Below are 13,266 nucleotides of genomic sequence, written 5' to 3' on the forward strand. Positions count from 1 at the left end.
CGGCTCCTGCAAACGGTGGTGGCGGTCGCGGCCGAGAAGAACTCCACGCTCGTGCTCCCGTTCCCGGTGGAGCTGCTGCGCTTCCTGGAACGGGCGCAGCCGCAACCGCCCCAGTCCCCTCCGCCCCCTCCGCCGCCCGCCGTCGAGCAGTAGCGTGGCGGCATGCGCCCGAGGTTCGTGATCGTCGCGGTGGCCGCCGTGCTGGGGAGCGTCGCCGGATGCGGGGACGACGGAAGCGGCCCGTCCGCGCCCACGCCGAGTGCCTCGCAACGGATCGCGGTCACGAGTACGGAGTACACCGAGAACGGCACCGTCCCGCGCCGCTACACCTGTGACGGCGCGGACGTGTCCCCGCCCCTGGCCTTCACCGGCGTCCCCGCCGACGCGGCCGAACTGGTCGTGGTCCTGGAGGACCCGAACGCTCCGCACGGCACGTTCACGCACTGGCTGATGTGGGGAGTGTCCCCGCGCGACACCCGCCTGACGGCCGGGGAGTCGCCCCAGGGCGCGGTCCAGGGCCGCAACGGCTTCAAGAAGGTCGGCTACGGCGGCCCGTGCCCGCCCAAGGGAGCCGCGCCCCACCGCTACGTCCTCTCGGTGTACGCCGCCGACAGGAAGCTCTCCCTCGCTGCCGACGCCTCACCCGACGACGTACGACGTGCCCTGACCGGCCACACCCTGGCCGCGGGCACGCTGACCGGCCGCTACGGGCGCTGACTGGCGGACCCCGCCCCCGCGCCGGAGGATCGAAGGAGCCGACCGGAAGGGGTGCCCCCATGGCCAAGAAGGGCGCAAAGCGCAAGAACGGAAAGAAGACCCTCGCCGACCTGCTCCGCGTCCCCACCGGCCGACCGGTCGACCTCTCCTCCCACGACGCCAGGGCCACCCCCGGCGGCCCCGCCGACAAGGCCGCCGGCCGCAAGGACACCGCCCGGATGGGCGAGCACCTGGCCGACCTGCAAGAACGTCTGTGGGCAGCGAGCACGGCCGGTGACCGGCGCCGCCTGCTCCTGGTCCTCCAGGGCATGGACACCAGCGGCAAGGGCGGCACGGTCGAGCATGTCATCGGCCTGTTCAACCCCTCCGGGTGCCGCATCCGAGCCTTCAAGGCACCCACACCGCAGGAGCGGAAGCACGACTTCCTCTGGCGAATCAAGCGGGCCCTCCCCGAGCCCGGCGAGATCGGCATCTTCGACCGCTCGCACTACGAGGACGTCCTCATCGCCCGCGTCCGCGAACTGGCCCCCCACCGCGAGATCAACGACCGCTACGGCCGCATCAACCGCTTCGAGGAGTCCCTGACCGACGACGGCGTGACGGTCGTCAAGTGCTTCCTCCACATCTCCCACGACCAACAGCGCCGCCGCCTGCTGGAACGCCTCGACGACCCGGACAAGCGCTGGAAGTTCAACCCCGGCGACATCGAGGAACGCGCCCTGTGGCCCGCCTACCAGCAGGCCTACGAGACCGCCCTCACCCGCTGCTCCACCCCGGAGGCCTCCTGGTACCTGATCCCCGCCGACCGCAAGTGGTACCGCAACTGGGCGATCAGCCGCCTGCTCCTGGAGCATCTGACGGCACTGGATCCGCAGTATCCGAAGGCGGACTTCGATGTGGCGGAGTGCCGGGAGCGGCTGCTCGACTCCGGCTGACGGCCTATTCCGTGTCTATGGCCGATTAGTCACTTTTATTGACTTATGTTCCTATGGTGATCATTCGAGTACGACGAGTCGCCGCCGCCTGTGCACTCGGCGCCGCGCTCACCGCCTGCGGCGCCCCCTCTGTGCCCCACGCCAGCCGTCCGGCGCCCGTCGCGCCCACCGCCGCAACCTCGCGGCCTCCCACTCTCGCGCCCGGCCCCGCCGGACTCACCCCCGTCTTCAAGAACGGTCCGCGGATGGACGGCAAGACCGTCGCGCTGACCTTCGACGCCGATATGACCGCCGATCAGGGTCCGCGTGCGGCGGCCGGTGAGCACTTCGACAATCCGCAGCTCATCGCGACGCTGCGGGCGCTGAAGGTGCCGGCGACCGTGTTCATGACCGGTCGATGGGCCGACGAGTATCCGGCCGAGGCCCGCGACATCGGGCGGGACCCGCAGTTCGAGATCGCCAACCACTCCTACAGCCACTACGCCTTCACGGGCGACTGCTACGGCCTGCCGACCGTGTCCCGGGACCGGATGAAGGCCGATGTGGAGCGGGCGTACACGGCGTTCAAGAAGGCGGGCGTGCCGAACGCGATGCCTTACTTCCGCTTCCCCGGCGGGTGTTACGACCGGCAGGCGCTGAAGACGCTGAGCGCGGTCGGTGTCACGGCGGTGCAGTGGGACGTGGTGAGCGGGGACGCCTTCGCAACGGACTCCGATGCCGTGGCCCAGCAGGTGCTGGAGGGTGTGAAGCCCGGGTCGGTCGTCGTCATGCACTGCACGCGCAGCGCCGCCCCCGCGACCGAGAAGGCCGTCCGCATGATCGTGCCCGAGCTGCGCAGGAAGGGGTACCGGTTCGTGAAGGTCTCCGAGCTGATCGGGGCGGCGGACCGGCACCGCTGAAGGACGCGCACTCCTCTTGCGTCACGCACTCCTCTTACGCTGGTCGCATGAGTGACGAGGAGTCGGCGTCGGCGTACGCGGAGTGTGTGCTGTGCCGGGAGCCCACCGAGTACCCGGCGTCGCAGAAGGGGATCACGCTGTGCCCCGTGTGCGAGTGGCAGGAGGCACAGCGGACCGCCTGTTCAGGGTGAGCGGCGGGAGGCGAGGGAGCAGGTCGCGGCGGTCACGGCCGCCGTGACCAGAGCCGCCCCGGCCAGGGGGAGCAGCGGGACCGGGACCGTGCCCGACTGCGAGCCGGTCACCAGGCCGCTTACCGCCGCCTGCGCCGGGGAACCGGTCACCACCACCGACAGCAGGGCCGCCAGCAGCATCGCGGGCACCGCCCGGCCGGGTGAGCGCAGCAGCGGCCAGTTGGTGAGCGCGCCGGCCGCCGTGCCGAGCAGGGCGCAGACCAGGACCGCGAGCAGACCGGCCGCCCCGGCGGCGAGGAGCGGTACCCGGGTGCGGTGATCCGCGCTCGACGGATCGCTGATCAGCGTGACGACGAGGGCAGCCGCCGTGCCGAACACTGCCGCGGTGCCCAGCGCGACCAGCAGACAGGCGAGGTGCGCCCGCGCGGGCCCGACCGCCGCCGCGACACAACTCCGGGCCGCGGGCGGCTCGTTGGTCGTGCAGATCCGCACCAACCAGGCGGCGACCGGCAGTAGGGCCGCGGCTGTGTAGCCGAGCGAGTCGAGCACCGGCTGCCCGCCCTGGACGCCGATGCCCAGGAACGCGGCGTACAGGATGACCGGCGGCAGCCAGCGTTGCGAGCGCAGGAGAAGGGCGGCCTGGTAGCGGAGCAGGGCCGGCATCGCGGTCATCGGGGACCTTCGTCGTCGAGGGGGAGGTCCGGGTCCGGTGATCGGTTCAGGCTCACCACGTGCCAGGGCGGACGGGCCGTCAGCAGGGCGCGGAGCAGGACGTCCGAGTGGGAGGCGGGGACGGTGAGACGGTGGGAGCCGGGAGCGAGTTGCCTCGATCCGGTGATGAACTGGTTTGCTTCTGAAGGGAGTTGTCCCCCCGGCGAGCCCTGGACGTCCACCGAGACCTGTGGTCCGGACGGTGAAGTGACCTTGTCCGTACGGTGGTTGAGGGCTCCCTCGGCAACCGTGTACGTCGCGTCGAGCACGCCGGTGAGGCGGCTCGGATCGTGGTCGACGAAGACGACCGCCCCGCCGGCCGCCGTGCGTTCCGCCACGGCTCGCTCCAACTCCGCCCCGGCGTCGGCGTCCAGGCCGGTCCATGCCTCGTCGAGGACGAGCAGGTCCGGTTCGGCGAGCAGGGCCTGTGCCACGGCGACCTTCTGACTGCTGCCCTTCGAGAGGCGGGTCATAGGGGTGTTCGCGTGGGCGGTGGCCCCGAAGCGGTCGAGCCACTCGTCTGCGGCGCGCGCCGCCGCCGTACGGGAGAGGCCGTGCACCGTGCCCAGGTGGGTGAGGTAGCCCTCGGCGGTGAAGGGGAGCGCCTGCGGGAAGCGCTCGGGGACGTAGGCGGTGCGGGGGCGGCCGGTGACGCGGCCTTCGGTGGGGGCGTCGATTCCGGCCAGGAGTCGGAGCAGGGTGGATTTGCCGGTGCCGTTGGGGCCCTCGATGCGGGTGAGGGTGCGGGGTGCCAATGCGAGGTTTACGCCTCGGAGGATCCAGGGGCCGCGTAATCCGTAGCGGCGGCCGACGTTGTCCAGCTGTAGATCGCGTCGCATGAGGGCATCTTTTCGCGAGAGCGCCGTGGGAAGTGGGTCGTTCGGCGGGTGCGGGTGCGTTTGGGCTGCTCGCGCCCGCGCGGCGGAGCCGCACACTGTCACAGCCCCGCGCCCCTGGTTGGGTGGGTGCTCTCAGTGGTGTTTTCAAGGGGCGGTCCCTCTCCTGGCAGACTGGACGGCGTGACCAGTGATTCCACCGTTCCCGGCGGCGATGTCGACCCCTTCCGCAATGAGCGCACCGTGCGCGACGAGGCTCCGCAGTTCGTGCTGCCCCTGGTCGTGCGGATCGAGCGGGATGCTCCGCCGGCGCGGACGGACGCATTGGAGACGGCGGCCCGGGCCGTGCTGACGATCCTGAGCGATGAGCGGGCCCTTGGCGACGGGGAGTGGGCGCAGGTCATGCGGGACTGGCAGGACGCGCGTATCCGGAAGGTGGTGCGGCGGGCGCGCGGGGCCGAGTGGCGGCGGGCCGAGGCGCTGCCGGGCATCACGGTGACCGGGAAGTCGGCGGAAGTACGGGTCTTCCCGCCCGTCCCGCTCGACGGCTGGCCCAAGGATCTGGCCCGGCTCCAGGTGTCCGGCACCGACCTCGACGACCCCGAACCGCCGGCCGACGCGGACCCGACGGCCCCGGTGCTCTGGCTGAACCCCGATCTCGGCATGTCCGCCGGCAAGACGATGGCCCAGACCGGCCACGGCGCCCAACTCGCCTGGTGGGAGCTGTCGGACGAGGAGCGGACCGCCTGGCGGCAGGCCGGCTTCCCGCTCTCCGTGCGTACCGCCGCCCCCGCCCAGTGGGCCGAACTCATCAGCAGCGAAAGGCCGTTGGTCCGGGACGCGGGCTTCACGGAGATCGCCCCCGGACTGACCGTCGCGGTCGAGGGACACCACCGGGTGGGCGAACTGGGCGACGAGGGGCGCGGAACTGTCGGCTGAGGTCGTGGCCCCCCTCCCCACTACGCCTGCCGACTGCCGGCAGCCCCGGGGCCGACCGGAGCAGGTCGGGTCCACGGGATCAGTGCCGGGACACGGGCGCGGTAGGCCTCGTAGGACGCACCGAACCGGTCGGCCATCATGCCGTCCTCTGTCCGGACCCGGCGCACCAGCCAAAGGACGGCGACGGCCAGGAACACGGTCCAGACGCCGAAGCCGCAGGCCAGCATTCCGCCGAAGACCAGGCCGAGAAGGCCGGTGTAGATGGGGTGCCGCACTATTCGGTACGGGCCCTCGGTGCGCAGTTCGTGGTGTTCGTGGACCAGCGGGATGCTGGCCCACATGACGCCCAGCACCCAACGGGCCCAGAGCAGCAGGGCCGTGGAGGCGACGGCGATCAGGGCACCCAGGAGGGCGAGTTCGGGCTGCCAGTACCGGAGGTGGTGCCAGAAGGAGTCCGGGGTGCGTCCGATGAGCAGGGAGAACGCGTAGGCGCCCACGATCAGGAGAAGCCGCCGGGGCAGGGTGCGGCGCAGGCCGCGTGCCCAGCCACCGAGGCCCGCCTCGCTCTTCACGCCGAAGTACACCGCGCCCGCGATCCACGCCACGACGAAGATCGCGACACAGACGCCGGTGAGAGCCACGAGTGCGGAATGTAGTGATCCCATGGCACAAGGCTGCGCCCCGACCTGCGTCGTTCACCACCACCCACGGGCTGATTCAGCGGCTCCACCCTCGGGTGGAGATTCCGTCACAGGTCCGTCACCCTCGGTCGAGGTGACGTAGATCACGACGGATCAGGGCATCGGTGGGCGCGTGCCGCGGCGTCCCCCTCCTGAAAGTCCGAATGGGGGAACCGATCGTGCGCCGTGGCTACAAGTGGGTCGACCGTGAACTGGCCCGGATGGACCCGGACACCGACTGGGAGCGCATGATCTCGCTCTACGTCGGCCACCGCGTCCCCGAGTTCGCACTGGCGATGATGGTCTATCCGGGCACGATGCGCATGATGCAGCCGGGCTTCGGAGCCGCCACCCTCGCCCACACCGCGAAGCTGGAGAAGCGGCCCCGACGGCGTTTCGAGGACGGCAACGAGTTCTTGATGGCGTGGATGGTCGACGGGTTGTCCAGCCCGGCGGGGCGCGCCGCCGCCGAGCGGCTCAACCGCATCCACCTGGCCATCGCCCGCGCGACCCCGCAGTTGCCCGGCAACTTCGACGACGTCGACGACTTCGTCTATCCCCTGGTCCTGCTGGCCACGTTCGCCGACCGGCTCCAGACCTCGCTGGGCCTGCCCGGTACGAGCGAGAGCATGAAGGTCGCCTGGCACCGCTGGGCGCGGACCCTCTTCCGGCTCCTGGAACGCGAGTCCGGGCCGCTGGCCGACGAGGCGTTCCCCGAGGACTGGGGCGCGATGACCGAGTTCGCCGTGAAGTTCGAGGCGCGACCGTACGAGGGGACGGAGTCCGGTCATCGGGTGGCGACCGCGATGACGGAGTTCTTCGCCGAGCGCTGGTTCCCCGTCCCCTTACGGGCGTTCGGCAGAGACCTGACCCGGTATCTCGCCGGCGAGCGGGTCTGCCGGCTGCACCGGATCGGCACGCTCACCCCGCGCCGCGAGCGTGCCGTCCGCCTGTTCCTGAAGTCCGCGTTCCTCGCCCAACGCCTTCTCCCCGACTACCGCAGACCGCTTCCCGAGCGCTTGCGGCAGACCCGGCGCCGGACCGGCCCGGCGTTCAACTCCCCAGCATCTTGAGGGTCCTTCGGTGCCACACGAGCGGACTCCGCTCGTCGTCCGACCTCATGGCCAGTACGCGCAGCACGATGATGTCGTGGTCGCCTGCCGGATAGCTGTGTTCGACGGTGCACTCCAGCCACACCGGCGCGCCGTCGAGGAAGATCGCACCGGATTCCGCCTCCACCGTGCACAGGTCGGCGAACCGGGCCGCCTTGCTGCGGGAGGCGAGTTGCCGGGCCTTGTCGCTGTGGCCCTCGCCCAGGACGGAGATCCCGATCGCCCGCGCGCGGGACAGCACCGGCCAGGTCGTCGAGGTGTGCTGTGCGGCGAAGGAGACCATGGGCGGGTTGTGGGAGACGCCGACCGCGAACGACGAGACGATCATGACGGTCGGGTCGCCGTGGACGCGCGCGGAGAGGGCCGCGACCCCCGCCGGGAACCCGGAGAACGCCCTCGTCATCTCCCCGGGATCGGAGGTGACGCCCGCCAGGTTCCGCAGGCCTTCCATGCCCTCCGTGCCCTCCGTTCCTTCCGTTGCCGTCATCGTGCGACCCCCGTCCGCGTCGGGCTTCATCAGGCGACTCCTGTGGGCAGCTGTGGCGCGGCGGGCGCGATCGGGCGTCCGCTCCCCGGAGGCCCGGTCCGCAGCAACGCCGACGCGAGGAGACAGAGCAACCCGACCGCCGCGAGCCCGCCGAGGGTGACCGCGTAGCCGTGACCGGCCAGCAGAACGGCACAGACCGCGCTGCCCAGTACCGCTCCGAGTTGCTTCATCGCGTTGAAGGTTCCGGAGGCCGCCCCGACCTCGTCCGGGCCGACCGAGGTCACCGCCGCGATCGAAAGGGGCGACCAGACAAAGGAGTTGGCGACCCCGTACACCGCGAACGTGGCGGTCAGCGCGGCGATCGGGGCGTCGGTCGCGACGAGCACCGCCGACGTGCCGATGGACAGGACTAGCGCGCCGGAGCCGATGACGGCGACCGCGCGGGACCCGATTCCGTTGTTGAGCCGGGCCGACACCGGCGCCCCCAACAGGCAGACCACGCCCATCGGTACGAGGGTGAGAGCCGCCGAGCCCGCGTCGAGCCCGCGCTCCCGCTGGAGGTACAGCATCAGCGGGATCATGGCCGACCCGGAGCAGAAAGCGGCGGCGGCACCGGCCCAGGCCGCGACGACGAACCCACGGCTGCGCAGCAACTCGACCGGTACGAGGGCGCGTTGACCGTCCCGGCGCTGCAGCCAGACGACAGCCACCACGACCAGCACACCCACGCCGGCCAGCAACCACCGCGGCACACCCAGCACTTCCGCACTCGTGCCGTCCGTGCCCTGGATACCGATCACCAGCACACCCGCACCGGCCGCGTTCGCGCAGATAGCCCACACCGGGATGCGCGCCGACTGCCGTGGGAGGACCGGCACGAACACCGTTACGGCGACCATCGCGGCGACGCCGACCGGGACGTTGACCCAGAAGACCGCGGGCCAGCCCCCGGCCGCCACGAGGAAACCTCCCAGCAGCGGCCCGACAGCGACCGCCGCTCCGCCGACCGCGCCCCACACCCCGAGCGCGACGGCGAGACGCGGCGGCCGGAACAGCGCCTTGATGAGGGTCAGGCACTGCGGGGTCATCAGCGCGGCACCGATGCCCTGCGCCACCCGCCAGACGACAAGTGCCCTGATTCCGGGGGCAGTTGCGCACAGCAGCGACCCGAACGTGAACGCCGCCAGCCCGACCAGGTGAACCCGTCGATGGCCGTGGCGATCGCCGAGCCGTCCCGCGACGACCAACGGCACCGCGTACGCGATGAGGTAACCGCTGTTGACCCACATCGTGGCGGTCTCACTGGTGTGCAACCCGCTGATCAGTGACGGCAGCGCGACCGAGGTGATCGTGCTGTCCAGGAGCAGCATGAAGAACCCGGTGCACAGACTGCCGAGAGCGAACCAGTCACGCCGCGCACTCAGACTCTCCGCCGTCACCTCAAACTGCCAGGTTCTCGCGGAGAGTCGATCCGAGGTAGGCCGGTGCGAGCGCGCCACGGCGGCGCAGTTCGGGCAGCAGCAGTTCGCTGATCTCGGCGAAGCCTGCGGGCATGGCCAGCGGGCTGGAGAACATGAAGCCGCCGCGTGCTCCGGTGGCGGCGAAGTTCTCCTCCAACGCGTCGGCCACAGCGGCCGGATCGCCGACGAGGCTGTGGTCGAGGCCGGTCGCCCGCCCCCTGCCGTGCGCGAAGAACTCGCTACGGCTCATGGTGTGGTCCGCGCCGAACTCCGCGACGAGCGAGCCGACGAGCCCCGCCGGACTCGCGTTGGCGGCCGCCAACTCGTCGCGCAGTTCGCCGAGTCGGAAGGAGGCCGGAAGGGTCGAGAAGTCGTAGCCGGCGTTGTGCGAGAGGTAGGTGGCGACCGCCTCCTCGTTCCAGAACTCGTGCACCGCCTCGCAGCGCGCCAGCGCCTCGGCCTTCGTGCGGCCGACGATCACCTGGGTGGCCCAGAGGATGCCCACGTGTTCCGGGTCCCGTCCCTCGGCGAGCAGCGCCTCGTCGAGCAGCTTGCGATGGCGCTGCTGACTCGCCAGATGTCCGCCGAAGCCGAAGACGAGGTCGGCGAAGCGGGCCGAAGCGGCAATGCCCCGGGGCGAGTTGCCCGCCTGCACGATGAGCGGGTGGTACTGCGGGCCGGGTACGGACGCGAGCGGTCCCTTGACGGTGAAGAAGCGCCCCTCGTGGTCGATGGGGTGGACCTTCGCGGGGTCGGCGAAACGTCCCGTGCTCCGGTCGCGGACGATGGCGTCCGGCGCGACGGAGTCCCACAACGCCCGGCAGACGTCGACGAATTCCTCCATCCGCTCGTAGCGCAGGTCGTGGTCCATCAGCTCGGCGAACCCGTAGTTGGCCGCGTCGGCGCCGCGGGTGGAGGCGACCACGTTGAAGGCGATACGGCCACCGGTCACATGGTCGAGCGAGTTCAACAGCCGGGCGACGTAGAAGGGATGCATGAACGTCGAGGAGTACGTCAGCCCGAAGCCGACCTTCTCCGTCACCGTGGACATCGCGGCGATGACCGGTGACATGTCGTGGCGCGGCCACTGGATGCCCCACTCGACGGCCGGCGCGATGCTGCCGCGCCAGGTGCTGGGGATGCCGCTGCCGTCTCCGAAGAACAGCAGGCCGACGCCAGCGCGTTCAGCGGTCTGCGCGAGTTCCATGAACATGCGGACGTCGGGGAAGTCCCGCCCGATCCAGGAACCCTGGCGTGCCCAGGCGCCCTCGGTGTGGGTGAAGGAGAGGTCGTAGCCGATGCGCATTCCGGTCATCGCACGGCCTTCTTCCACAGCTCGACAACCTCGCCGGCATCGCTCAACACAGCCACGTTCAGGCCGAGTTGGAAGAGAGCGGCGGCGTTGACGTGGTGGTCGTAGGCGGTCGTCGTGTCCTGGGGCACGACGACGGGCCAGTCGAGTTGGACGGCGTCCTGGGCGGTGGCGTAGACGCAGCACTCGCTCGTCAGGCCGACGACGGTGAGCCAGTCGCAGCCGGCCGCGCGCAGCCGTGCTTCGAGGTCGGTGCCGAGGAAGCCGCTGTAGCCGCGCTTGACGACCCGCAACTCCCCTTCCGCAGGCTCCATTTGGTACCACTCGGCGCCGGGCGTCCCGATCCGGCACGGCTCGTCCGGGCTCATGGGTGCGTCGTAGTCGCCCTCGCGCAGCCAGTTGCTCGACCGCCACGGCCGTGCCGGGTCGCTTCCCAACTCGACCCAGACGACCGGTACTTCGGCGGCGCGTGCGGCGTCGACGAGTTCGGCGATACGGGTGACCGTCCGGCCCAGTGCCGCCAGCGCCCCGTCCGTCAGGCCGTACGCCCCGACCCGGTCCGGGTCGGCGAAGTCCCGTTGCACGTCGACCACGACCAGCGCGGGCCTGCTGAACGAACCGGCGAGTTGAGCGAGTTGTCTGTCGCGCAGGTCGGACATCAGGCCGCCACCTCGTCGCGGGCGCGCAGCGCGGGCAGCACGGTGTCGCCGAACAGCAGCATGTCCTCGTCGTACTCCGGGAAGATCAGCATGAGTCCGTCGAGGTCCGCCTCCCGCACGATGTACTCGATGTGCTCGGTGACCGTGCGGGCGCTGCCGGCGACGTACGGCGTCTGGAAGGCCGCCTCCCCGTCGGCGCCGTCGGCCCAGGCGCGGGCCTGGTCCTCGGGCACGCCCCAGGTGTGCCGCATATGGGCGAGGGCCTCGCGGTCGACACCCACGCCCCACTCCTTCACCTTCTTGACGGCCAGTTCGTCGGTGTCGTCCTGGACGACGGTGAGCATCGAATAGGTCTTGCAGACTCGGCCGTTGGCCTTCGCGCGGGCATGCACGTCGGCGGAGAGCGACCGCATGTCGTCGAGGCTGTCGGCGGCGAGGAAGGCGCCGTCGGCGTACTTGGCCTGGAAGCGGCGGGCGTCCTCGGAGCGGCCCGCGCTGATGACGGTCGGCCGGGTCGCCGGGTGCGGGCGGGACTCGCAATCGACGAGGTCGAAGTACGGGGTGCGCATGGTGACCGAGTCCTCGGTCCACAGCCGGGTGACGGCCTCGGTCCAGAGTTCCGTCATCCGGTAGCGGTCCGCGTGGCTCAACTCCGGGTCCCAGTCGCCGAATTGCTCGAACTCCCCGGCGTACGAGCCGTTCACGATGTTCATCCCGGCCCGGCCGCCGGAGATGTCCTGGAGGGTGGTGAGCATCTTCGCCGCGACGGCGGGGTTGTGGATGTTGGCGTGCAGGGTCGCCCAGATCCTGACCCGGCTGGTCGCCTCGGCGAGCGCCGCCATCATCGTCATCGACTCCAGCGAGCGGCCCCAGTGGTCCGTACTCCCGCCGAAACCACGCCACTTGGCCATCGACATGACGAAGTCGAGGCCGATGTTCTCCGCGTGCAGGGCGGCACGCCTGTTGTACGCGTAGGTCGCCTCGGGGTGCGGCGCGGTGGTGGACAGCATCCAGCCGCCGTTCCCGATGGGAAGGAAGATTCCGTACTCTTTCGCGGGCACGTTGCGGGCCTTTCTACGGCTCTGCGGTCTCTTGCTTCTTACGGCGCGGGCCAGACCAGCTTGTCGCCGCTGTAGATGTCCTTGACGAACGAGGTGTCGAACCACCCCTGGGCCTTGGCGGCGGTCACACTGCTCGGCACGATCTTGAACTGGTGCAGCATGGCGACGAGCTGGGTGACGTTGTCGGTGTCGATGCCACCGAGCGGCTGTCCGGGCGTCCGGTTCTCCTTGACGACCTGCGTCTCGGTCTTCCAGATCGTGGCGTTGAGCTTCTTGTCGTAGGTGGGCCCGGACAACTTGGCCGCGTAGCCGACGCATTCGGTGATGTGCGCCTCGCTGGAGGAGCAGTACGCGTACGCGTGCAGGGCCGCCCGCAGAATGTCCTCGACGGCGTGCGGGTGGGCCTTGGCGAACGCCGGGTTCACCGCCATCGCGCCGATGGAGCTGGGGATCTTGTAGTCGACCGGCTTCCACACGGTGACGTCCTTGCCGGCCGCCTTGAGCTGGTTGGGCTCGTTGGAGATGAACCCGGTGAGCGCTTCGAGGCCGCCCTGCTTCCGGGGCAGTACGGAGGGGTCGTAGCCCTCCTTGACCAGCTTGAGCGAGCTCCACTTGACGCCGGCCTTGACGAGCATCGCCTCGACGGCGGCGGGGACGTAGCCCTTGTGTCCGACGACCTTGCCGTCGAGCCGGGTCAGGTCGGTGATGTCCTTGTTGGTCATCAGGATGTCGAGACCGGCGTTCGAGTACGAGGAAATGCCCTTGATGTCGATCCCGTTGGCCTGCGCCTGGATCAGGTCCTGCTCGGAGATCGCGGACACGGTGGCCTGTCCGCCGGCGAGCAGCTTGGTGTTCTGCGCGGTGTCGCCGCTGCCGGGCTTGAGGTCGACGGTGAGGCAGAGGTCCTTGAAATAGCCCAACTTGGCGGCGGCGATGTATTCGAGGATCGAGACGGACGACTGGAACTGGTACCCGGAGAGATACGTGATCTTCCCTGCGGCCTTGTTCTCGGCACAACGCTTCGCGGATATCGCGGAACCGGCAGCACCGGCTGAGGTGCTGTCACTCGACCCGGAGCCGCATCCGGCGACTCCGAGCGTCAGCGCGGTGGCGACGAGGGCGGATCTGGTGAGGCGATGACGGGACATGGGTGACTCCAAACTGGCGTCAATGCCGGTGAGTTGAGCGCCCCAAAGGGGCGCGGGACTGTATCGATCTGCGGCTCCGCCGCGTGGGCGCGACCAGCCCCCACCGGGCCCGCAGACAA

Annotated in this window: 15 protein-coding genes and 1 pseudogene; 7 read left to right on the top strand and 9 right to left on the bottom strand. The window is 70.3% G+C overall.

The annotated features are described in order from the left end of the window. The 5 genes and pseudogenes from AB0I51_RS27085 to AB0I51_RS27105 form a co-directional block, all read left to right on the top strand. Positions 1-153 (top strand): annotated as a pseudogene (locus tag AB0I51_RS27085) (slipin family protein); the annotation flags it as partial. Positions 154-162: 9 nt separating this feature from the next. Next, the gene (locus tag AB0I51_RS27090) at positions 163-717 is read left to right on the top strand and encodes a YbhB/YbcL family Raf kinase inhibitor-like protein (RefSeq protein ID WP_362979374.1); all 555 of its coding nucleotides are present in this window, start codon (positions 163-165) and stop codon (positions 715-717) included. A 59-nt stretch (positions 718-776) separates the two neighbouring features. Beyond that, positions 777-1,652 carry a PPK2 family polyphosphate kinase gene (locus AB0I51_RS27095; RefSeq protein ID WP_362979376.1) on the top strand — a complete coding sequence of 292 codons (876 nt, stop codon included), beginning with the start codon at positions 777-779 and terminating at the stop codon, positions 1,650-1,652. A 56-nt stretch (positions 1,653-1,708) separates the two neighbouring features. Next, positions 1,709-2,551 carry a polysaccharide deacetylase family protein gene (locus tag AB0I51_RS27100; protein WP_362979606.1) on the top strand — a complete coding sequence of 281 codons (843 nt, stop codon included), beginning with the start codon at positions 1,709-1,711 and terminating at the stop codon, positions 2,549-2,551. A gap of 47 nt (positions 2,552-2,598) precedes the next feature. Continuing rightward, on the top strand, positions 2,599-2,742 hold the full coding sequence (locus AB0I51_RS27105; protein ID WP_362979378.1) for a hypothetical protein: 144 nt from the start codon (positions 2,599-2,601) through the stop codon (positions 2,740-2,742). On the opposite strand, the gene AB0I51_RS27110 is transcribed toward AB0I51_RS27105, so the two are convergent. Both AB0I51_RS27110 and AB0I51_RS27115 read right to left on the bottom strand, forming a co-directional pair. Next, the gene (locus AB0I51_RS27110; protein WP_362979608.1) at positions 2,734-3,405 is read right to left on the bottom strand and encodes an ABC transporter; all 672 of its coding nucleotides are present in this window, start codon (positions 3,403-3,405) and stop codon (positions 2,734-2,736) included. The genes AB0I51_RS27105 and AB0I51_RS27110 overlap by 9 nt on opposite strands. A 5-nt stretch (positions 3,406-3,410) precedes the next feature. Beyond that, complete coding sequence (locus AB0I51_RS27115; RefSeq protein ID WP_362979380.1) at positions 3,411-4,292, bottom strand: ATP-binding cassette domain-containing protein; 882 nt, start codon at positions 4,290-4,292, stop codon at positions 3,411-3,413. 180 nt (positions 4,293-4,472) lie between these two features. Between AB0I51_RS27115 and AB0I51_RS27120 the strand changes: the two genes are divergently transcribed. Beyond that, positions 4,473-5,228 carry a peptidyl-tRNA hydrolase gene (locus tag AB0I51_RS27120; RefSeq protein WP_362979382.1) on the top strand — a complete coding sequence of 252 codons (756 nt, stop codon included), beginning with the start codon at positions 4,473-4,475 and terminating at the stop codon, positions 5,226-5,228. 20 nt (positions 5,229-5,248) lie between these two features. On the opposite strand, the gene AB0I51_RS27125 is transcribed toward AB0I51_RS27120, so the two are convergent. Then, the gene (locus AB0I51_RS27125; RefSeq protein ID WP_362979384.1) at positions 5,249-5,893 is read right to left on the bottom strand and encodes an isoprenylcysteine carboxylmethyltransferase family protein; all 645 of its coding nucleotides are present in this window, start codon (positions 5,891-5,893) and stop codon (positions 5,249-5,251) included. A 194-nt stretch (positions 5,894-6,087) separates the two neighbouring features. Here AB0I51_RS27125 and AB0I51_RS27130 point away from each other — a divergent pair, with 194 nt between their 5' ends. Further along, positions 6,088-6,981 (top strand): DUF2236 domain-containing protein, encoded by an 894-nt coding sequence (locus AB0I51_RS27130; RefSeq protein WP_362979386.1) that lies wholly within the window; start codon positions 6,088-6,090, stop codon positions 6,979-6,981. Here AB0I51_RS27130 and AB0I51_RS27135 read toward each other — a convergent pair. The 6 genes from AB0I51_RS27135 to AB0I51_RS27160 are packed head-to-tail and all read right to left on the bottom strand — an operon-like array spanning position 6,962 to position 13,147. Beyond that, positions 6,962-7,537, bottom strand: a complete 576-nt coding sequence (locus AB0I51_RS27135) for a flavin reductase family protein (RefSeq protein ID WP_362979388.1) — start codon at positions 7,535-7,537, stop codon at positions 6,962-6,964. The two genes, AB0I51_RS27130 and AB0I51_RS27135, sit on opposite strands and share 20 nt — an antisense overlap. Further along, positions 7,537-8,946, bottom strand: coding sequence for an MFS transporter (locus AB0I51_RS27140; protein WP_362979390.1), 1,410 nt, complete (start codon positions 8,944-8,946; stop codon positions 7,537-7,539). The genes AB0I51_RS27135 and AB0I51_RS27140 overlap by 1 nt, the downstream gene beginning before the upstream one ends. 1 nt (position 8,947) lies before the next feature. Then, on the bottom strand, positions 8,948-10,282 hold the full coding sequence (locus AB0I51_RS27145; protein ID WP_362979392.1) for an NtaA/DmoA family FMN-dependent monooxygenase: 1,335 nt from the start codon (positions 10,280-10,282) through the stop codon (positions 8,948-8,950). Continuing rightward, positions 10,279-10,938, bottom strand: coding sequence for an isochorismatase family cysteine hydrolase (locus tag AB0I51_RS27150; protein WP_362979394.1), 660 nt, complete (start codon positions 10,936-10,938; stop codon positions 10,279-10,281). The genes AB0I51_RS27145 and AB0I51_RS27150 overlap by 4 nt, the downstream gene beginning before the upstream one ends. Then, positions 10,938-11,999 carry an LLM class flavin-dependent oxidoreductase gene (locus AB0I51_RS27155; protein ID WP_362979396.1) on the bottom strand — a complete coding sequence of 354 codons (1,062 nt, stop codon included), beginning with the start codon at positions 11,997-11,999 and terminating at the stop codon, positions 10,938-10,940. The genes AB0I51_RS27150 and AB0I51_RS27155 overlap by 1 nt, the downstream gene beginning before the upstream one ends. Positions 12,000-12,037: 38 nt before the next feature. Beyond that, a complete protein-coding gene (locus tag AB0I51_RS27160; protein ID WP_362979398.1) occupies positions 12,038-13,147 on the bottom strand; it encodes an ABC transporter substrate-binding protein in 1,110 nt (369 codons plus the stop codon). Positions 13,148-13,266: the final 119 nt, after the last annotated feature.

The organism is Streptomyces sp. NPDC050549 (assembly GCF_040655035.1).
Lineage (GTDB): Bacteria > Actinomycetota > Actinomycetes > Streptomycetales > Streptomycetaceae > Streptomyces.